The following is a 21,566-nucleotide window of genomic DNA, read 5'->3' as shown; positions in this document are numbered from 1 at the left end:
ATGTCTTGTGTTGCAAGCATATTTCCCCGCACAGGGCATTTGCGATTAGCTTACTACTTACTCCATTATACCCTAAAAAAACAGAAAAATGAGGAACAGATGCGTTTCTATTCTCTTAAGTACCGTGTTGGTGCTGTGCTGCCAGGTAGCATGGGCACAACAATTAGTTAAAGGAAAAGTAACAGATGCAAAGGGTGTTGCTTTGCCTGGCGTTACAGTATTGCTCAAAGGCACGAGCACGGGCACGGCCACAGGCGTGGACGGTTCCTACACGATCCCGGTGCCGGAAGGCCAGGGTACGCTGGTGTTTTCCTTTATCGGTTACACCACAAAAGAAGTGGCCGTTAATGGCCGCGCAGCCGTGGATGTAGCCCTGGCAGATGATGCTAAGGCACTGAGCGAGGTGGTGGTGACTGCCTTGGGTATCTCGAAAGAGCAGAGAGCACTGGGTTACGCCACCAGTACCGTAAGTGCCAAAGAGTTAACCGAAGCCGGTAACACGAACTTTGCTTCGGCCCTGTACGGTAAAGCCGCTGGTGTAAAAATCACGACGGCACCCGGTGGAGCTACCAGTGGGGTTAACGTGCAGATCCGCGGCATTAACTCGCTTAACTTCAACACGCAGCCATTGTACGTGGTGGACGGTGTGCTGATCCGAAACAACAACGAGAGAGGAGCCAGCGGCGCCAACAACGGTGGTTACTGGAACGACCAGCGCATCAGAGGTAACGGCATCCTGGACATCAACCCGGCCGATATCGAGACCTTAACGGTGCTGAAAGGGGCTAGTGCTACGGCGCTATACGGTTCCGATGCGGCCAGTGGTGTGATCGTGATCACGACCAAGAAGGGTTCGGAGCGACAAGGCTTAGGGGTAGACGTAAACTACAACTACAGTGTGGAGCAAGTAGCCTTCACCCCTAAATATCAGAATACCTACGGCCCTGGCTACGACAGAGAAACAAACCTGGCGGTAGGCGGAACAGCCGAAGGCTGGATTCCAGTGGATACTGACGGAGACGGAACGGCTGAGAGCGTGCGTCCTAACTTCCGTTCTTTTGCACAGTTCGGTCCTAAGATGGAGGGACAGATGGTGCCATGGTGGGATGGCACGATGCGCCCGTTCAAGGCACAGCCGGATAACTACAAGGACTTTTACCAGACAGGTTATAGCTCTATCATCAACGCGGCCCTGTCGAACCAGACAGATAAGGTAGCTTACCGCCTGTCGTATACCCGCAATGATTACGAGGGTGTGCAGCGCGGGGGTGAGTTCCAGCGCAATACCCTAAACCTGAACAGCACCGTGAAGCTGAGTGAGCGTGTGACGACGGACATCGTGGTGAACTACATCAACAGCTATGTGAAGAACCGTCCGATGCAGATTAACCGCCTGACCGCCTCTTACGACGGCTTCCTGGGCCGGTCAGAGGATATGTCGGTATGGCTGGACAAGTACAAGACATCCGAAGGATTCAAATATGTGCTGCCGAACCAGCGCGACCGAAACCCGGAGGAAGCACTGGCCTACAACATTCGTCCGGAGGTGCTGAACTTCCTGTGGAACCAGCTGCGTAACAGAGAAGAGGAGTATGAGGACCGCCTGATCACAAGCGCCACCTTAAACTACGAGATCACTGACAAGCTACGCTTCAGAGGCCGTGTAGGTAACGACTTTACCAGCAGAGCCATAGAGAGCAGACAGTACAACGAGTACCCGATTGCCTTTAACCAGAATAACAGCACGGGCTATTTTGGTACCTCCAAAGGCCGTTATGCTACGCTGTACACAGACGCCTTGCTTTCTTACTCTGACTACGTGACAGAGGACCTGGAGGTAAGCGTGAATGCTGGTTTCCAGGGAAGAACAGAAAACTATCGTGACCAGGCCTCCGGTACGAGAGACGGATTGACCACGGCGAACTGGTTCAGCCTGAACAACTCCTTTAACCTGCCAACGACGTCTGCCTCCCGTGCCGAGGTAACCAAGTACGCTTACCTGGGTACCCTCAGCTTGAATTACAAGGACTTCCTGTATGTAGAGGGAACAGGCAGACAGGAATATACTTCCACCTTGCCTCCGGCAAACAATAACTATTTCTACCCGTCCGTAAACGCCGGTTTTGTGTTTACCGATGCTTTTGTGCTGCCTACTTTCCTGACCTATGGTAAGATCAGAGCCTCTTACGGTGTGGTAGGCAATGCCCCGCCTTATTACCAGGCTAACATTACTTACAGCCAAAACCCGCTGCAGACCATCAACGGACCAGTGCCGTCACTCAGCGCGCAGACCGTGTTTGGTAACGAGAGCCTGAAAGCAGAAAACAAGTACGAAGCTGAATTCGGTCTGGAAACGAGAATACTGAACGACAAAATTGGGGTAGACATTTCTTACTATAACAGCCGCGTGGAAAACCAGATTCTGGGACTGTCGCTGCCAACAAGTACAGGAGCTACTTCCAGAATCTCTAACATCGGTGAAATCCACAGCTATGGCTGGGAAGTAGCACTAAACGCCACACCGGTAACGGTAGGAGCCTTTAACTGGGACACTCGCCTGAACTTTGCCTTTAACCGCAGCAAGGTAAACAGCCTGAACGAGGGACTGGAAGAGCTCGTGTTCTATGATGCAGAGCAGAGCGCCGTTCGTGTGGTGGCCAAAGTGGGAGAGACCATCGGTGACATCTACGTGTTCCCGCGTGCCAGAGACGAGGAAGGCAACCTGATCATCGGATCAAACGGCCTGTATGTAATAGACAAAACACGCTACGAAAAAGCCGGTAACATCCTGCCGAAAGCAGTAGGCGGTATCTCGAACACGCTTTCTTTCAAAAACCTGTCTCTGGACTTCCTGGTGGACTACCGCCTGGGTGGGCAGATTGTCTCTACGCCGCTTAAATATGCCACTGGTGCCGGTATGTTCGAAAACACCCTGGAGTTCCGTGACGAAGAGCACGGTGGCCTGCCTTACTACATCGACGAGAACAACACGAAAGTGCAGCTGCCAAACCACAACAGCCCTGCTCCTAACGGAAGCACGGTGTACCATGACGGCGTGCTGCTGGACGGTGTAACCGCTGAAGGTACCCCGAACACGACCATTGTGGACGCGGCCACTTACTACATCAACACCTTCTACTGGGGTGCGGACGCCTGGAACGCCAAAGGTTCTGTGTATGACAACAGCTACGTGAAGCTACGCGAGGTGGTGTTGGGCTACAACTTGCCTAAAACATTCGCCCAGAAGTTTAAGATGCAGAACCTGCGTGTGTCAGTGGTAGGAAGAAACCTGTTCTACTTCTGGAGAACACTGGAGAACCTGGATCCGGAAGCGCCGATCGGCACACAGTGGTACAGACAGGGCATAGACGAAGGTTCCAGCGCTGCCACCAGAAGCTATGGTATCCAGATCAATGCTAGTTTTTAATTGAAGTAAGTGAGTTCAACACTTAAAAGGAATTTATCATGAAGAGAATATTCGTTTATATACTAGGTGCCACCACGGCCCTCACCAGCCTGACGGCCTGTGAGGACCAGCTGGAGGATAACTTTTACAATCCGGAAGAAACAACAGAGGCATCTATCGGTGGCTTTTTTACCGAGATGCTGGACAACAACCGTGTGCGCCCTTCTTACTGGGATGTCCGTACTTTCGTAGCCATGCAGCCTGGGGTGTACACGCAGTCACTTTCGTTCTCGAACTCAAACACGAAGTACCAGCAGAACCCGGGTTACACCCAAAACCGCTGGGATGACTTCTACAGACCAGGCGGTGACGGCGGTGGAGCCATGGCCCATTTCAGAGCCATAGAGGCGGCTTATGCCAAATTACCCGAAGGAGAGAAGGCCTCTGCCGAGATCTTCGTGCAGGCCGCTAAAGTGATCATGCTGGACGAGGCCTCTGAGATGGTGGACCTGTGGGGAGGAATACCATTTAGCGAGGCAGGCAGCCTGAACCTGACAGGTACCGTGGTACGACCAAAGTTTGACAACGCCGAAGAGGTATATGAGGCGATCCTGACCGGACTGGAGGAAGCTTCTGCTTATTTCGCTACTGCCCAGACAAGCGCTGCGTTCCAGAAGCAGGATATCATGCTGAGCGGCAACGTAGACAAGTGGAGACGTTATACCAACTCTCTGCGCCTGCGCCTGCTGATGCGTACCTCCTTTGCTGATGAGGCCGCTGCGAAGCAGGAAGTACTGGCGATGCTCAATGCGCCGGGGCAGTACCCACTGGTAGACGAGTCACAGTTTAACATCCTGCTGGCGCCGCTCACAAACTACACCAACACCCTGAACAGTGCCTTAACGGAGATCGGCAGCCATTCAGCGCCTGAGTACATGCTGGAGAATGTGCTGAAGCCTGCGAATGACCCTCGCATTGAGGTGCTGTTCGATAAGTACGGCAGAACCGTGAACGGCGCTTTTGTGCCGAACGCCGAATTTAAAGCCATGCCGCTGTCCTTCGGTACTGAAGAGCAAACACAGAAGCGAGAGGATTTCGCGATCCTGGACTCCGCTACTTTCCTGAACAACAGCAGCCTGCCGGGCATCGCCATGACAGCCGCTGAGGTGAACTTCCTGAAAGCCGAGGCCTATGAGCGCTGGGGCGGAGGAGAGCCAGAGCAGGCGTACAGAAAGGCGCTGGAGCAGTCAGTTGACTTCTACTATTACCTGAACAACATCAGCTCCAGCTCCAAAGCAAAGGAGGCGGCGCCAACGGCTGAAGAAATGGCGGCTTTCCTGGATAACGCGGCTGTGGCCTATACCGGAACGCAGGAAGAGAAGCTGGCGAAGATCTGGACGCAGAAGTGGGTACATTTCGGTTTCTTACAGGCTGTTCAAAGCTGGTCTGAGTACAGAAGAACAGGGTATCCGCAGTTAACCTTTACCCCGTCCACTTTGGCTGGGTATGAGCTGCCGCCTTCACGCCTGACTTACCCAAGCAGCGAGGCAGCCTACAACACGAACAATTATGAGACTGTTCGGGCAAGCGATGTGCGTACCGGGAAAATATTCTGGGACGTAAAGTAACCTGACAGACAGCGAGGTTACCGGAGCTTTTCGGTAGCCTCGCTTTTTTGTTTCTGTTAATACCTGTTCAAGCATCTAGCACAGGCTTTACAATTGCCGTCTGGCACAAAAACCAAGGTAAAAAAGACATTAACTGACAGCACGATGATAAACACAAAGAACGTATTCCTGCTACTGTTTCTACTATTTGCCGCACAGGCCCGAGCACAGGATGTCTATCAGTTTACCAAAGGCTTAGTGATACAAGACGCCCATCAGTACGGAAGAGAGGCGCTTTACACCGACCAACTGGCTTATCAGCTTTATGGGGGAGGCCTTCAGAAGCCGGCCGAGGGGAAAGGAGTATCCGGTACAAATGCTGTCTGGCAAGCCATTACTGCCGACAGTACCGAAAAGTTTAGAGGAAGAGCACTTGCAAACGGCTACCTCTACCTCACTTATGAATCTGACAAAGAGCAAACAGCTCTTTTAAATGTTGCTGGCCACAGCATGCTGTATTTTAACGGTCAGCCTCGTACAGGCGATATTTACAGCGACGGATGGCTGTACCTGCCTGTACAACTTAAGAAAGGAACAAACGAACTATACATAAGAGGGTCCCGGTTTTCTGCCTGGGGAGGGATCACGGCCAAGCTTACCCCCACAACCAAGCCCGTGAGCATTAACAAAGAGGACCCCACCCTGCCACACATTGTGTTAGGGAACCAGGCCGAGCCGCTTTGGGGGGCAGTGGTGGTGATCAATGCCACGGCACAGCCGCTGACTAACCTACAGTTTAAAACGAAACTGGAAGGCAGGGAGCTCCTGACAGCCGTAGCCACTGTGCCGCCCATGACGACACGCAAAGTAGGTTTTCGCATGGATGCCGCGCAGGTAACACAGAAAGGAGAGTACTCCTGTACGGTGCGCCTGCTGCAAAAAGGAAAAGAGCTGGATGCGCAGGACATTACGCTAAGTGCTGTAGCGGCCAATGAGCACTACAGCAACACCTTTGTCAGCAATATAGACGGAAGCATTCAGTATTATGGCGTAACACCGCAGGCACAGCCGGATCAAAAGCCAGCTGCTCTGTTCCTGTCGGTACACGGTGCCGGTGTGGAGGCCATCGGCCAGGCAAGGGCATACCGGCCTAAAAGCTGGGGTACGCTGGTAGCGCCTACCAACCGCCGGCCCAGAGGCTTTAACTGGGAGGACTGGGGCCGGCTGGATGCCATGGAGGTGTTTGAAATTGCGAAGAACAGGTTTAAGCCAGACCCGAAAAAGATTTACCTGACCGGCCATTCTATGGGCGGGCATGGCACCTGGTACCTTGGCGCTACCTACCCCGGTAAGTGGGCGGCGATTGCCCCATGCGCGGGCTACCCAACGCTGGCGGCCTACGGCTCTGCCGATGGCAAGATTCCTACAGAAGGGCGCTCCCACATCGAAAATCTGCTCTTGCAAGCCAGCAACCCAAGCAATGTGTATGAACTGGCACAAAACTACGGAGCGGGTGGGGTGTACATTCACCATGGCGACAGTGACAAAGTAGTTTCTGTAGACTATGCCAGGCAGATGAAAGCGCTGCTTTCTACCTTCCATAAAGACTTTAGCTATTACGAGTATCCCGGTGGTTCACACTGGTTCGGAAACGAAAGCGTGGACTGGGATCCGCTCTTCGATTACTTTAAGTGGCACACCATCCCGAGCGACAGCGCCATCAACAAAGTGAATTTCAGCACAGCCAACCCTGCCATCTCATCCACTTACAGTTGGGTGTCTGTCTTGCAGCAGCAAAAACCCCTACAGTACAGCCGGGTGCAGTTGGACCGAAACAAAAAGCGGAAAACCATTTTCGGGAAAACAGAGAACGTGGCTGCTTTAAGCTTTGCCCTGAACGACTTCCAGGTAGGGGATAAGCTTACCATCAAGCTGGATGACCAGGCGCCTTTCTACTACGAGGTGAAGTCACCAACTGAGGTACTGTACCTGACGCAGAAGAGCCAGTGGCAGGTAGGAGAGAAGCCCTTGCTCACACAGAAGGGGACCAGCCGGAATGGCACCTTTAAAGAACCGTTCAACTACCGCATGCTCTTTGTGTATGGCACGTCCGGGAACAAACAAGAGAATGAGTGGGCCTATAACAAGGCCCGCTATGATGCGGAGGTATGGTACTACCGGGGAAACGGGGCAGTGGACATCATTTCGGATAAAGACTTCAAGGCTGCTACTTACAAAGACAGGGGCGTAGTGCTCTATGGTAACGCTTCGACCAACAGCGCCTGGAAAAAACTGTTGGCTAACTGCCCGATCCAGGTGCAGCGCGACAGGGTGCAGGTGGGAGACAAACTGTACAAAGGCGATGACCTGGGTGCTTATTTCATGTGGCCTCGTGCCGATAGCGACATTGCCTCTGTGGCTGTGGTGAGCGGGACGGGCTTAAAGGGCATGCACGCGGCTGACGCCAACCAGTACTTTGCGGGCGGCAGCGGCTTCCCCGATTACATGATCTTCTCCCTCAGCATGCTGAAAGATGGCGACAAGGGAGTGAAAACGGCTGGCTTCTACGGCAACGACTGGAGCATAGAAAAAGGGCAGGCCGTTGTGCAGGACTAAAATAAGATGAAGATGCCTGTGCAGTTAAATCACAAATGGCTATCTTCTTGATTGAACCAATACTTACAGCTGCTTATGTTTTTTAGCTTTACAAAGAAGGCCGCTGTCGCCAAGGGCGTGGCTGCGCTGCTTTTAGCGGTAGGTGCCGCTGCGTCTGTGCAGGCACAAACGGATAACCTTCACCGTCAATCCTCCATTTATGAAGCGCCTACTGATCCACTGGTGTTAAAAAAGCTGGACAAGTGGCAGGATCAGAAGTTCGGAATGATTATCCACTGGGGGCTGTATGCAGTGCCGGGCATGATCGAGTCGTGGGCACTGTGCTCGGAGGATTGGATTGAGCGCGACAGCACCGTTGCCTACGAAGACTTTAAGAAGTGGTACTGGGGGCTGAACAAAGAGTTTAACCCCGTAAACTTTAACCCGGAACAGTGGGCCAGCGCGGCGAAGGCGGCCGGTATGCGCTACCTGGTGTTCACTACCAAGCACCACGACGGGTTTAACATGTTCGATACCAAGCAGACGGACTTTAAGATCACGAACGGTCCTTTTGCTGCTCACCCGCGTGCCAATGTCGCGAAACACGTATTCGAGGCCTTCCGCCAAGAAGGCTTCATGATCGGCGCTTACTTCTCTAAGCCAGACTGGCACTCGGAGTACTTCTGGTGGCCGAAATACGCTACGCCAGACCGCAACGTGAACTACGATATCCGCAAGCATCCCTGGCGTTGGAACCAGTACAAGCAGTTTACCTACAACCAGCTCAGCGAGCTGATGCACGATTACGGCTCCATGGATATCCTTTGGCTGGATGGGGGCTGGGTAAGACCCCTGGAGACGGTGAACGACGAGGTGCGTGCTTGGGGAGCTGCCATCCCGGAGTTTAGCCAGGAAGTGGACATGCCCCGCATCGCCACCATGGCGCGACAGGCGCAGCCCGGCTTGCTGATTGTAGACCGAACTGTCCACGGTCCTTACGAAAACTACCAGACGCCGGAACAGCGCGTGCCGGACCACAAAATAGACAACCCCTGGGAGAGCTGCATGACCCTCGGAAACAACTGGGGGTATGTGCCGAACGACCAGTTCAAGTCGCCCACAAAAGTCATTCACTCTTTAGTCGAAATAGTAGCCAAAGGCGGTAGCCTGCTGCTGGGGGTGGGGCCTAAGCCGGACGGAACCTTGCCCGAAGAGGTAGTAGAGCGCTTAGCCGACATTGGTGAGTGGCTGGAGGCAAATGGCGAGGCCATTTACAGTACCCGTGCCACAGCGCATTACCAGGACGGCAGCACCTTCTTTACCCAAGGAAAGAACAAACTGCGCTACGCCATTGCCTGCTTGCCAGAAGGCGAAGCGGTGCCAACTACGCTCGAATGGTCGGGTAACATGCCCAAACGGGGAAGCAAGATGAAGCTCCTGCATAATGGCAAAACTGTGAAATGGGTGAAAGAAGGCGAGAAGGTGCGGGTGTATCTGCCCAAATCTTTGTCGAAGGAGAAGGGCGCTTATCCGGCCCTGGCTTTCGCTTTCACAGCCGAGTAGTATTTGCGCTTAGCGAAGCGCTTTTTAGAGAGACTTTACAGCATACCACATGAAGAAATACAGCCGGTTGGTGCTTGCTGCCGTTTTAGCAGGCACCCTTTTTTCCTGCTCTACAAGTAATACCACCTCCTCATCAGCCGTGAGCGTAGCCCCTCCACAGCCTGTTTACCCTGTGCCCTCAGAGGCACAGCTGGCCTGGCATGAGATGGAGATGAATGCTTTTGTGCATTTTACCACCAACACCTTTACAGACCTGGAGTGGGGATATGGCGACGAAAGCCCTGCTATTTTTAACCCTTCCCAGCTGGATGCCGACCAGTGGGTAAAGACCCTGAAAGAGGCCGGCTTCAAAGGCGTGATCCTGACGTGTAAACACCACGACGGTTTTGCCTTGTGGCCCAGCAAATACACCGAGCACTCTGTTGCCAACAGTCCTTACAAAAACGGCAAGGGCGACGTGGTAAAGGAAGTATCTGATGCCTGTAAGCGCCATGGCCTGAAGTTCGGCGTTTACCTCTCGCCTTGGGACAGAAACCGGGCAGACTACGGGCAGGCTTCTTATATAGCGTATTACCGTAATCAACTGGAAGAGATATTCACGAACTACGGCCCGGCTTTCGAGATGTGGTTCGACGGGGCAAACGGCGGAGACGGTTATTATGGCGGAGCCAGGGAGGTGCGCAAAATTGACCGTTCTACCTATTACGACTGGCCGACCACCCTTGCCTACGTAAACAAATTACAGCCCCAGTCTAAGGTTCTGTTCTTTAGCGATGCCGGACCGGACATACGGTGGGTCGGCAATGAGCGTGGCTATGTAGGGGAAACGAACTGGAACACCATCAGCAACGACACCCTTTATGCCGGCAAAGCGGGAATAGAAGAACTGTTGGGCACAGGGGCCGAGGACGGCGCGAAATGGATCCCGGCAGAAGTGGACGTCTCCATACGCCCAGGATGGTTCTACCATGCTAAAGAAGACTCCCTGGTGAAGTCGCCGGAGAAATTGTTTGATATCTATCTGACGTCAGTTGGCCGTGGCTCTACCCTGCTCCTGAATGTGCCTCCCGACAGGCGCGGCCTGATTCACGAAAAGGATGTGAAGGCCCTGAAAGAATGGCGGCAGATAATAGACCGGGAGTTTAAAACAAACCTGGCTGCCAGGGCAAAGGCCAAAGCAGATTCCTATCGTGGCAATGCCCGTGCCTACGCTGCCAATCAGGTGACAGACGAGGACAAAGAGACTTACTGGGCCACGGATGATGGCATTACGACTGGTAGCCTGGAAATAGACTTAGGTAAAGTGCAGCCCGTGAAATATGTGCTGCTGCAGGAGTACATCAAACTGGGGCAGCGGGTAAAGGGCTTCACCGTAGATGCTTGGCAGAATGGTGCCTGGCAACCGGTGGCAAGTGCCACGACCATCGGCTACAAACGCATCCTGAAGCTAGATAATCCCGTGACAACAGAGAAGATCCGGGTCAACATCACGGATTCCAAGGCAAGTCCTGTTATCTCGAATGTAGAAGTTTATTAAGCAGTACACTCTAATACAAATGTTTAAAAGTTTCTTCCAACAGGGGCTGGTCCTTATGCTGCTGTTGCTGGCGCTGTCAGTTAATGCCCAGAAAAAGCACACGTTCGAGGTGAAGGACGGGCAGTTTCTCTATGACGGCAAGCCCACCCAGATTCACTCCGGCGAAATGCACTATGCCCGCATCCCTAGGGAGTACTGGCGGCACCGCTTAAAGATGATGAAGGCCATGGGCCTGAACACGGTCGCGACCTATGTTTTCTGGAACTACCATAACACAGCACCCGGCGTCTGGGATTTTAAAACAGGCAACAGAAACCTGGCGGAGTACATCAAGACAGCCCAGGAAGAAGGCTTGTTTGTCATCCTGCGGCCCGGGCCTTACGCCTGTGCCGAGTGGGAGTTTGGCGGGTACCCCTGGTGGCTGCAGCAGAACAAAGACCTGGTGATCCGGGCGAACAATCAGCCTTTCCTGGACTCTTGCAAAGTGTACATCAATAAACTGGCAGAGCAGGTAAAGGGGCTGCAGGTAAGCAAAGGCGGGCCGATTATTATGACGCAGGTAGAGAACGAGTTTGGCTCCTACGTATCGCAGCGCGAGGATATCCCTTTGGAGGAGCACAGGAAATACAACGCGGCCATCAAGCAAATTCTGATGGAGGCGGGCTTCGAGGGGCCTTTCTTCACTTCCGACGGCACCTGGCTGTTTGAAGGTGGCGCTATCGCAGGGGCCTTGCCAACAGCTAACGGCGAAGGAAACATCGATAACCTGAAGAAAGCAGTAGATAAGTACCACGGCGCAGGACCTTATATGGTGGCCGAGTTCTACCCCGGCTGGCTCGACCACTGGGCAGAGCCTTTTATACGCATAGGATCAGACCAGATTGCCAGGCAAACCGAGACCTACCTGACCAAGGGGGTGCACTTTAACTTTTACATGGTGCATGGCGGCACCAACTTTGGCTTTACCTCGGGTGCCAACTACAACGAGGAGCACGACATACAGCCGGATATTACCAGCTACGACTACGATGCGCCTATCAGCGAAGCCGGCTGGGCAACCCCGAAATACAGGGCGATACGGGACCTGATGAAGAAGCACGTCAAGTACAACGTCCCCGAAGTTCCGGCGCAGATTCCGGTCATCACCATACCCGCTATTCAGTTGACAAAAGCAGTAGACCTCTTTGATCTAAAAAAAGAGGTGAAGCCTGTTACCAATGATACTCCTCTGACTTTCGAAGAACTGAACCAGGGGCAGGGGTATGTGCTCTACAGCAAGCGGTTTAACCAGCCGGTAAAAGGAAAGCTACAGGTAAACGGTCTGCGTGATTATGCCACCGTGTATGTGAATGGCCGGAAAGTCGGAGAGCTGAACAGAATGAACAAGCAGTATGAGCTGGATGTGCAGATTCCCTTTAACGGGACACTGGAGTTGCTTGTAGAGAACATGGGACGCATTAACTACGGCGCTGAAATCGTGCATAATACCAAGGGCATCATATCTCCGGTACTGATCAATGACTATGAGATTACAGGTGGTTGGAACATGTACAAGCTGCCATTTAATAAAGTGCCGGACCTGGAAAAGCATACAGCCAAAAACAAGCAGGGGCAACCTACATTGTATACAGGAACCTTCGATCTGAAAGAAACTGGAGATGTATTTCTGGATATGCGGGGTTGGGGCAAAGGGATCGTGTTCGTAAACGGCCAAAACCTGGGCCGCTACTGGAAAGTAGGGCCGCAACAGACCCTGTATCTGCCCGGTTGCTGGCTTCAGAAGGGTAAAAACGAAGTGCTTGTTTTTGAACAGCAAAACGACGTCTTGCAGAAAGAACTAAGGTCTACCCCAGCACCAATACTGGAAGAGCTGCAATAGTCAGACAACACGGATCAGAGACAATTTCGATAAACAGATTTTTTGCGACCAGCGCTTTCAGGCAGTTAGCTAAGTCGCCGTGAAGAGGAGGCGTACGCTTGGGTAGACAGGGAAGGTAAATGAAGGGGAAGCATCCTGTTCAAAACGAAGGTCGCAGTAAAACAAAAATAACATGATCAAACAGCTACTTATAGGTTTAGGATTCCTGTGTGCAAGTACTGCTTATGCGCAGGAGGCAAAACCTGTGTATAAAAACCCTGCCGCACCCGTGGAGAGCAGGGTGCAGGACCTGCTCGGGCGGATGACACTGGAAGAAAAGGTAGGGCAGTTATCGACGCTGCTGGGCTGGGAGATGTATGACAAGCAGGGGAAGCAGGTAAAGGAAAGCGCTGCCTTCCGAAAAGCTGTTGACGAGCGGTACATCGGCATGCTATGGGCAACACTGCGGGCAGACCCCTGGACCAAGAAAACCCTTACGACCGGGTTAAACCCGGGGCAGGCAGCGGAAGCAACCAACGCTTTGCAGAAGTACGTGGTGGAGCACACCCGGCTGGGCATACCGCTGCTCCTGGCTGAAGAATGCGCCCACGGGCATATGGCCATTGGTACGACTGTTTTCCCGACCTCCATCGGACAGGGTAGCACCTGGAACCCTGCCCTGATACAGCGAATGGCCTCGATTATAGCAACGGAGGCCAGAGTGCAAGGCGCGCATATCGGCTACGGGCCTGTGCTGGACCTGGCACGGGAGCCGCGCTGGTCGCGGGTAGAGGAGACCTATGGCGAGGACCCTGTGCTTAACAGCCGCATGGGAGAGGCGATGGTGAAGGGCTTTCAGGGAGACAACCTGAAGAGTGGCGTAAACGTGATCTCCACCCTCAAGCACTTTACAGCCTACGGGGTACCTGAGGGTGGTCACAACGGAGGGAGCATCAGCACAGGCTTGCGGGAGTTACATCAGAGCTACTTACCTCCTTTCCGGGCTGCTGTTCAGGCAGGTGCCCTTTCTGTGATGACGGCTTACAACTCCATCGATGGCGTACCCTGCACGGCAAATGAAATGCTGTTGAAAGATGTCCTGCGCGAGGCCTGGGGCTTTAAGGGCTTTACCGTGTCGGACCTTGGCAGTATCTCTGGTTTGGTGGGCAGCCACCGGGTGGCCGCTACCCCTGCCGATGCGGCAGCCTTGGCTTTAAATGCGGGGCTGGATGCTGACCTGAGCGGCTATGGCTACGATAAAGCCTTGCTGCAAGCGATAGAGAAAGGACTGGTAAGCACCGAACAACTCGACCAGGCCGTGAGCCGGGTGCTTCGCCTGAAATTTGAGATGGGCCTTTTTGAGAACCCCTACGTGTCCGCGAAAAAGGCGGCCAAAGTGGTAAAGAACCCGGAGCATGTGAAGTTAGCCCGGCAGGTAGCCCGGGAGTCTATCGTCTTGCTGAAGAATGAACAGGACCTGTTGCCGCTAAGTAAAACCTTGAGAAGTGTAGCGGTGATCGGGCCGAACGCGGATAATATTTACAACCAGCTAGGCGACTATACTGCCCCACAGCCGGAAAACAACATCGTGACGGTGCTGGAAGGCATCAGGAGCAAAGTGTCCCCACAAACAAAAGTTACCTATGTAAAAGGCTGCGCGATCCGCGACACGACGAAGACAGACATTGCAGAAGCTGTTAAAGCTGCCAAAAATGCTGAGGTGGCCGTGGTGGTTTTAGGTGGCTCCAGCGCCCGTGATTTTAAAACAGAGTACATCAGCACAGGGGCAGCCACGGTATCGGCCTCGGAGAAAGGTAAGCCGGTAAGCGATATGGAAAGTGGCGAAGGCTTCGACAGGGCCACACTCAACCTAATGGGCAAGCAGCTGGAACTGCTGCAAGCGGTCGTGAAAACAGGTACGCCTGTAGTGGTCGTACTCATAAAAGGCAGGCCCCTTAACCTGAACTGGGCGGATGCGCACGTGCCGGCCATCGTGAACGCCTGGTACCCAGGGCAGGAGGGAGGCCATGCTGTTGCTGATGTGCTGTTCGGAGACTACAACCCTGCTGGGCGCCTGTCTATCTCTGTGCCCCGGCATGTCGGCCAGTTGCCTGTCTATTACAATGCCAAAGGCCCCTCCAAGCATGATTACGTGGAGATGGACGCCAAGCCTCTTTATCCTTTCGGGCATGGGCTAAGCTATTCAGCTTTTGATTATAGTAACCTGAAGGTAAGCACCTCCGGAAGCCGCGATAACATTCGCGTGAAGGTGCAATTCGACCTTAAGAATACAGGCTCCCGTGATGGAGACGAAGTAGTGCAGTTATACTTACGTGATAAAGTAAGCTCTACCGTCACTCCCTTAAAGCAACTGAAACATTTTAAGCGAGTCCACCTGAAAGCCGGGGAACAGAAAGCTATTGCCTTTGAGCTAAACGCAGAAGACCTGATGCTGCTGGACGCCAAGATGCAGTGGGTCGTAGAGCCGGGAGACTTTGTAGTGATGGTCGGGGCCTCTTCAGAAGATATCCGGCTTAATTCAGAGTTCCGGGTTGAGGATACCATCCGGCTGTCTATGCTCAAGAAGGAGTAAGGCTGACAATTTCTAATAAAGGTAAAGCCTGCGCGAAGGGTTTTGCCCAAGACCTTTTATATCCCGTACATCATGACCTCTAAAAAATTGAATGCACTGTTAGAGGCGGCACAGGGAAAAGTGTTTCGTGCCCTAGCCTTACTCCTCATAATGCTTTTGCTCTCTAAACCGGAAGTAAAAGCCCAGTCTCCCTTTGCCGGACTCGAGCCTTTGTTTACAGAGCCGAAACATTACGTTACACGCTTTGCCGAGGAGGCCCCTGTTATTGACGGAAACCTTGAGGACGCAGCCTGGGAAGGAGCTGCCTGGACTGACAGTTTCTTAGACATTGAGGGCGACGTCAAACAAAAGCCCGCATTCGATACGCGGGTAAAAATGCTGTGGGACGACACCTACCTGTTTATTGCAGCGGAACTGAAGGAGCCTCATGTGTGGGCCACGCTGGAGCAGCGGGACGAGATCATTTTCCACGACAATGACTTCGAAGTCTTTCTGTCTCCGGAAAACAGCACGCACCAATACTACGAGATAGAGGTGAATGCCCTCAACACCATTTTCGACCTGTTCCTGCCCAAACCTTATCGCAATGGGGGCGGTGCCATGATTCCCTGGAACGCGGAAGGCCTGCTAACAGCCGTGCAGGTGCAGGGTACTTTAAATGATCCGGCGGATACGGACAAAGGCTGGACTGTGGAAATGGCTATCCCGTTCAGGGCGGTGACGATCGGAAACGAAACAAAAGTGCCGGAAGAGGGTAGCCTGTGGCGCGTTAATTTTTCCAGGGTAGAGTGGGACACGGAGATCAACGAGGGAAATTATGTGAAAAAGAAGGACGATAAAGGGCGCTTTTTGCCAGAGCACAATTGGGTGTGGTCGCCGCAGGGGCTAATTAACATGCATTACCCGGAGCGCTGGGGTTACCTGCAGTTCACAAGGCAAAAGAGCGGAAGCGGGTCTCCGGCCTTTGTTTTTCCCTACACCGAAAAGCAAAAGAACTACCTGTGGCTGGTGTACTACAAGCAAAAGGAGTATTACCAGAAGCATGGGAAGTACGCCAAGTCACTGGCAAGGGCAGGCTTAAAGAACATGCGGGATGTAGTAATTGACACACAGCCCAACCGGCTACAGCTCAAAGCCACGCGGCATCAGTTTATGGCCACCATTCAGCTGCCTGAGGGCGCTGTATGGAGCATTAATCAAGATGGACTTATTCGATTACTTAAGGAGACACCATGAAAACAAGAAGAACATTCCTGAAAACTAGTGTGCTGGCCGGGTTATCGGCGAGTCTGCCTGTGTCAGCCATGGCAGCGCACAGCAGCCCGAACAAAAAGAAAGCCTGGAAGCATTGGGTGTGGGTTAACCCCGACCATGCGGATAAGGCGGAAGAGCTGCAGCAGCGCTACAAGCGTTATTACGAGGCGGGTATACGGGGGATCTTCTTCGAAGAGGACAGTGAAAAGCATTTCCGCGCAGCCAAGGCCCAGAAGCTGGAGGCCCACCGTTGGATGTGGACAATGAACCGGGGCGAAAAAGAATTGCTGAAGGAGCACCCGGAATGGTATGCGATCAACCGGAAAGGAGAGTCCTGTGCCGATAAGCCGCCCTATGTAAACTATTACCGCTGGCTGTGCCCCTCCAGAACCGAGGTGCAGCAGTACCTGGAGGACGATGTTCGTAACATTCTAAGCAAGGACTACGTGGATGGCATTCACTTGGACTACGTGCGCTTTTGTGATGTTATTCTGCCTGTTAACCTGTGGGAGAACTACAAGATAGAGCAAACTAAAGAGTTGCCGGAGTACGATTACTGTTACTGCGAGGTGTGCCGCACCAGGTTTAAAGAGTGGCGGGGGGAGGCTATTGAGAGCATCGCGTATCCGGAGGCAAGCCTGTCGTGGCGGCTGTTCCGTTACAATGCCATCAGCAACGTGGTAAACAAACTCGCTGTGGTGGCAAAGGATAAGAAGAAAGCTATTACCGCAGCCGTTTTCCCGACCCCGGAAGTAGCGCGCCGGATTGTGCGGCAGGACTGGACGAATTGGAATCTGGATGGGGTTTGCCCGATGATCTACCACGGCTTTTACAAGGAAGATGTACGCTGGATTGGGGATGCTGTAACCGAGGGAGTGCATTTCCTGGCCGGGCGTTTCCCTTTATACGCGGGTATCTTTCTGCCCGACTTTAAAAGCAATACCGAGCTGCAGCAGGGGATGGAGTATGCCATGCGAAACGGGGCTGGCGGAATTTCTTTATTCGGGAAAGTGACCGACGAGGTATTAACTGCATTGGAGCGGGCCTCAGCGGCTGTAAAGGTGTAGCTGCTTACGTGAACTTTTAAACTGTCCTCTTTAAGAGTGCCAAAGTAGAGGATATCAACTGAGCTGAACATTAAATGAAAAGATATTTTCTACTCGTTCTTACCTGTCTTCTTACCACAGTGCATAACTCGAAAGCGCAATCGGCCTGGACAAAAGTGCAGGAGGAATTCCTCTTTCAGGATGCCCCCTTTGGGCAGTGCCATGCCTCTACTTTAGTGGAGACTTCGGAAGGAAAGCTTTTAGTAGCCTGGTTTGGCGGATCGGCGGAAGGGAAGTCCGATGTTGACATTTGGTTGAGTGTATTAGATGCCAATGGCACAACTAAACCTGTGCCTGTGGCTAATGGAATTATAAACGATTCCCTGCGCTATCCTACCTGGAATCCTGTGCTTTTCAAAGCGCAGGCGGGCCCCTTGTTTCTGTTTTATAAAGTAGGGCCTAACCCAAGGGAGTGGTGGGGGATGGTGAAGAGATCAGAGGATGATGGCCAAACCTGGTCCGAAGCCAAAAGACTACCAGCGGGTATCCTGGGGCCTATCAAGAACAAGCCGGTACAGCTGGCAGACGGGACCATCCTGTCCCCCTCCAGCGTGGAAGAGCGTACGGATCGCTGGAAAGTGCATATCGAAAAGTCCGGTGATGGCGGTAAAACCTGGCAACACATCCCGGTTGATCCAGAGTCTGAGTTTGATGTGATTCAGCCCAGTATCCTTTTTCACTCAAACAAGCGCCTGCAGATCCTGTGCAGAAGCAAGCAAGGCAGGGTGGTGCAGGCCTGGTCGTCAGACGGGGGCAACACCTGGGGAAAGCTTTCTGAAACACGTTTGTTAAACCCTAACGCGGGTACAGATGCAGTAACGCTGAAAGATGGCAAACAACTGATTGTATACAACCCGGATGTTCCTGGCAAGGATTGGTTTAATGGCCGCGGGAAGCTGCACGTCGCCACTTCTAAGAACGGTAGAAGATGGAAAGACATAGTTGTACTCGAAAATGGGAAAGAGGAGGAGTACAGTTATCCTGCCGTTATACAGACAAGCGATAGCCTCGTGCATATCACCTACACTTATGACAGGAAAAATATAAAGCATGTTGTCTTGCGGCAAGAAGCTTTATGAAGAAAGCTTAATTCCTGGCACAGACAGAACGGAGCCTCTGTAAGTGTTGGTGCTAGCCCGCCTTGGGGTGCTTCTGAATAGCAACACGGGAACATAAAGCAAGAAGGTTCCCGGCTGTGGTAGTAGTCGGGGACCTTCTTGCTTTGTTAGTAATACGGGTCTAGTTCAAGACAGACTTTGGCCTGTCCTTTTGGGCTACTCCCCAGGAGTAACTCGGCGAACTGCCCATTTCAAATACCAGCTCACCGCCCTTCATAATGTCCTCGTGCAGGATGTAGGACTTGCTATAGGGCCTGCCGTCCAAAGATATTTTCTGTATGTACCTGTTTTCCGGGCTGTTGTTGATGGCTTTCATGCGGAATACCTTGCCGTTGGCCAGGGTTAAAGAAGCCTGATCCACAGCCGGGCTGCCAAACACATAAGCTCCGTTTGCCGGATTAACAGGGTAAAACCCTAAGGTAGAGAAGATATACCAGGCCGACATCTGTCCCACGTCCTCGTTGCCACTTAGTCCGTCTGTTTTATCGGAGTACAGGTTGCTGAGGATGTACCGCACTTTATCGGCTGTTTTCCAGGGTTGCCCTGCATAGGCATACAGGTAGGTAATGTGGTGGCTAGGCTCGTTGCCGTGGGCGTACTGCCCGATCAGGCCTGTGATGTCGCTGGAAGCTTCTTCACCCATGTCACCCTCCACGATGAAGAGCGAGTCGAGCTTTTGCGTAAAGGGTGCCTCTCCGCCCAAAAGCTGCATCAGGCCCTCTACGTCGTGCGGCACCAACCAAGTGTACTGCCAGGCATTCCCTTCTGTAAAGTCGTCTTTCATGTGGCGGGATACAAAAGGATCGAAAGGGGTGCGCCACTCGTTCTGGGAAATTCTGCCGCGCATAAAACGGGTCTGCGGGTCGAAGTAGTTCTGGTAGTTCCTGGCGCGTTTGCTGAAGTATTCGTAGTCTTCTTGCTTGCCCATCTTTTTTGCCATCTGGGCAATGCACCAGTCATCAATGGCATACTCCAGGCCTTTGGCCACGTTCTCTACCTCGCTGTCTGCCGGGATGTACCCCAACTTCTTCACTGCTTTCAGGCCCCTATCATCTTGCATGGCCGTTGTCTTGATCGCCTCATACGCCAGGTCGGCATCAAAGCCGGTGAAGCCTTTTAAATAGGCGTCTACTACAACTGGCACGGCACTGTAGCCCACCATGGTGTTTGTCTCATTACCCATCAGGTGCCAAACCGGTAGCTTACCCTGCTGTTGGTAAATGGCCAGCATCGAGTTGATCATGTCGTTCACCCGGTCGGACTGCAGAATGGTAAACAGCGGGTGTGCCGCCCGGTAAGTATCCCAGAGCGAAAAAGTGGTCAGGTTTGTAAAGGGAGCGTTCTTGTAGAGCTTGTTGTCCGTTCCCCTGTAGTCGCCGTTATGGTCGTTAAAGATGGAGGGGGCGATCATGGTATGATACAAAGCCGTGTAGAACGTGCGGAGCTGTGCGGTGTCCTTTGTCTGAATCTGCGCTTTCTGCAATTCTCTGTTCCAGGCGGCATCGGCCTGCGCTACTACCTGCTCAAAGTTCCAGTGCGGAATCTCCTCTTTCATGTTCGCCAGGGCATTCTCGGAGCTAACAGGGGATATGCCGACTTTCAGTTTTACTTTCTCCCCTGCTGCAGTGGCAAAGCTTACGACACCTTTCAACCGGTTCCCTTTAGATGCTGGAACCGTGGTGCCGGTCGAGTCTGTGATCTGATAGCTGGAGAAGTGCTGGATGGGCTTGGAGAAAACAGCTGCAAAGTAAATCTTCTGATCCTCGGCCCAGCCTTTGGAGTAGCGATAGCCAGCCAGGGTGCTGTCGTTAAGCTGTGTTATATAGGCTTCCGTGGAAAGGTCCCAGCCGATGCCTTCTTTCAAGTCAATGATGATGTTGGCTTCGTCTGTTTTCGGGAATGTGTACTGATGAAAGCCCACGCGCTCCGTTGCCGTCAGTTCCACATCAATATCGTAGCGCTTTAGCTTAACGGCATAATAACCCGGCCGGGCCTTTTCTTCCTCATGCGAGAACAGGGAGACGTACCCGCTTTCCGGGTTCTCTGCGGTGCCTTTGGTTACTTTTACGGCTCCTGTGGTCGGCATCACGGATATGTCTCCCAAATCGCCAATGCCGGTTCCGCTCAGGTGCGTGTGGGCAAAACCGATAATGGTAGAGTCAGAGTAGTGGTAGCCGGAGCACCAGTCCCAGCCTTCTGAGATGTTCGTCGGGCCCAACTGCACTGCCCCGAAGGGAACGTTGGCCCCCAGAAAGACATGGCCATGGAACCCTGTGCCGATATAAGGGTCTACAAATTGAGTGAGGTTAAGAGCGGAGGTGCTGCTTGTTTCCTCCGGCAGGCTTTTGCAGGCAGTAGCCAGGCCAGCGCAAAGAGCAAACACAGTAACAGGCTTCAGCAGGCGTCTAATCCTTTGCTTCATGTAAGTTAAGTTTCTATTGCGGGTTTATATCGATTTGTGGTCAGAACCTGTCTCTCTTCCTGAGCCTGCTCTCTAAGCAAAGGCAGAAAGGTAAGGCAGCGCCTGACGAAAGATAAAGACTTTATTTCCTTTTTCTAAAGAAAAAGCATTAAAGGTAGCTTTTGTTGCCGCACACACATCAAAGTTGCCTGTGCAGCTGCCGCAAATGCCATTCGAACAAAGGCTTCCGATTTCTGCAGGCTTTTATGCGGCCTCACCTGCACTTCCTCATGCTCGGAATGCGCTTTATCCAGTGTAGGATAGGCTGGAAGTTCACAATCATAAGGGTATCAGTTATCTACCGCGATATGCATGTTTTTGCAGGTTAATTTGCAAAACAGGAGAAAAGCTTTTACATTATAATAAAATTATCTACTTTTATGGGGCGATAGGGTGAGTGAGTACTTGTTTATGCTTGTTTAATTCTTTGCTAGACGGTTGACCTGCTTGAAAATGCAGGTTTGGCAA

General features: G+C 52.6%; 11 protein-coding genes. 10 read left to right on the top strand and 1 reads right to left on the bottom strand.

The window, feature by feature from the left end; all coding sequences use genetic code 11:
- The first annotated feature begins 88 nt into the window (after positions 1 to 88).
- The 10 genes from CHB92_RS11915 to CHB92_RS11870 all read left to right on the top strand — a co-directional run bounded on the left by CHB92_RS11915 (position 89) and on the right by CHB92_RS11870 (position 18,598).
- Positions 89 to 3,427 carry a SusC/RagA family TonB-linked outer membrane protein gene (locus CHB92_RS11915; RefSeq protein ID WP_089319445.1) on the top strand — a complete coding sequence of 1,113 codons (3,339 nt, stop codon included), beginning with the start codon at positions 89 to 91 and terminating at the stop codon, positions 3,425 to 3,427.
- Positions 3,428 to 3,465: 38 nt separating this feature from the next.
- Positions 3,466 to 5,034 carry a SusD/RagB family nutrient-binding outer membrane lipoprotein gene (locus CHB92_RS11910; protein ID WP_089319444.1) on the top strand — a complete coding sequence of 523 codons (1,569 nt, stop codon included), beginning with the start codon at positions 3,466 to 3,468 and terminating at the stop codon, positions 5,032 to 5,034.
- A 144-nt stretch (positions 5,035 to 5,178) separates the two neighbouring features.
- On the top strand, positions 5,179 to 7,629 hold the full coding sequence (locus CHB92_RS11905) for a carboxylesterase family protein (RefSeq protein ID WP_089319443.1): 2,451 nt from the start codon (positions 5,179 to 5,181) through the stop codon (positions 7,627 to 7,629).
- A 75-nt stretch (positions 7,630 to 7,704) separates the two neighbouring features.
- Entirely contained in the window at positions 7,705 to 9,171 is a 1,467-nt protein-coding gene (locus tag CHB92_RS11900; protein WP_089319442.1) for an alpha-L-fucosidase, read from the top strand.
- A gap of 49 nt (positions 9,172 to 9,220) precedes the next feature.
- On the top strand, positions 9,221 to 10,708 hold the full coding sequence (locus CHB92_RS11895; RefSeq protein ID WP_089319441.1) for an alpha-L-fucosidase: 1,488 nt from the start codon (positions 9,221 to 9,223) through the stop codon (positions 10,706 to 10,708).
- Between the two features lie 19 nt (positions 10,709 to 10,727).
- Entirely contained in the window at positions 10,728 to 12,587 is a 1,860-nt protein-coding gene (locus CHB92_RS11890; RefSeq protein WP_089319440.1) for a glycoside hydrolase family 35 protein, read from the top strand.
- A 172-nt stretch (positions 12,588 to 12,759) separates the two neighbouring features.
- Positions 12,760 to 15,159, top strand: a complete 2,400-nt coding sequence (locus CHB92_RS11885) for a glycoside hydrolase family 3 N-terminal domain-containing protein (protein ID WP_089319439.1) — start codon at positions 12,760 to 12,762, stop codon at positions 15,157 to 15,159.
- Positions 15,160 to 15,201: 42 nt separating this feature from the next.
- Positions 15,202 to 16,395: a carbohydrate-binding family 9-like protein gene (locus tag CHB92_RS11880; RefSeq protein ID WP_245842504.1), complete on the top strand. Its 1,194-nt coding sequence runs from the start codon at positions 15,202 to 15,204 to the stop codon at positions 16,393 to 16,395.
- The gene (locus tag CHB92_RS11875) at positions 16,392 to 17,480 is read left to right on the top strand and encodes a family 10 glycosylhydrolase (protein ID WP_089319438.1); all 1,089 of its coding nucleotides are present in this window, start codon (positions 16,392 to 16,394) and stop codon (positions 17,478 to 17,480) included. The genes CHB92_RS11880 and CHB92_RS11875 overlap by 4 nt, the downstream gene beginning before the upstream one ends.
- A 74-nt stretch (positions 17,481 to 17,554) precedes the next feature.
- On the top strand, positions 17,555 to 18,598 hold the full coding sequence (locus CHB92_RS11870; protein WP_089319437.1) for a sialidase family protein: 1,044 nt from the start codon (positions 17,555 to 17,557) through the stop codon (positions 18,596 to 18,598).
- A gap of 160 nt (positions 18,599 to 18,758) precedes the next feature.
- Here the strand turns inward: CHB92_RS11870 and CHB92_RS11865 are convergent, their stop codons facing one another.
- On the bottom strand, positions 18,759 to 21,059 hold the full coding sequence (locus CHB92_RS11865) for a GH92 family glycosyl hydrolase (RefSeq protein WP_089319436.1): 2,301 nt from the start codon (positions 21,057 to 21,059) through the stop codon (positions 18,759 to 18,761).
- Positions 21,060 to 21,566: the final 507 nt, after the last annotated feature.

The sequence above is a fragment of the Pontibacter ummariensis genome (assembly GCF_900188175.1).
GTDB lineage: Bacteria > Bacteroidota > Bacteroidia > Cytophagales > Hymenobacteraceae > Pontibacter > Pontibacter ummariensis.
This window is presented reverse-complemented; position numbering and strand designations above follow the sequence as displayed.

Coding starts and splice junctions, on each gene's coding strand:
- CHB92_RS11915 (WP_089319445.1), top strand. CDS start 89: ATGAGGAACAGATGCGTTTCTATTCTCTTAAGTACCGTGTTGGTGCTG.
- CHB92_RS11910 (WP_089319444.1), top strand. CDS start 3,466: ATGAAGAGAATATTCGTTTATATACTAGGTGCCACCACGGCCCTCACC.
- CHB92_RS11905 (WP_089319443.1), top strand. CDS start 5,179: ATGATAAACACAAAGAACGTATTCCTGCTACTGTTTCTACTATTTGCC.
- CHB92_RS11900 (WP_089319442.1), top strand. CDS start 7,705: ATGTTTTTTAGCTTTACAAAGAAGGCCGCTGTCGCCAAGGGCGTGGCT.
- CHB92_RS11895 (WP_089319441.1), top strand. CDS start 9,221: ATGAAGAAATACAGCCGGTTGGTGCTTGCTGCCGTTTTAGCAGGCACC.
- CHB92_RS11890 (WP_089319440.1), top strand. CDS start 10,728: ATGTTTAAAAGTTTCTTCCAACAGGGGCTGGTCCTTATGCTGCTGTTG.
- CHB92_RS11885 (WP_089319439.1), top strand. CDS start 12,760: ATGATCAAACAGCTACTTATAGGTTTAGGATTCCTGTGTGCAAGTACT.
- CHB92_RS11875 (WP_089319438.1), top strand. CDS start 16,392: ATGAAAACAAGAAGAACATTCCTGAAAACTAGTGTGCTGGCCGGGTTA.
- CHB92_RS11870 (WP_089319437.1), top strand. CDS start 17,555: ATGAAAAGATATTTTCTACTCGTTCTTACCTGTCTTCTTACCACAGTG.
- CHB92_RS11865 (WP_089319436.1), bottom strand. CDS start 21,059: ATGAAGCAAAGGATTAGACGCCTGCTGAAGCCTGTTACTGTGTTTGCT.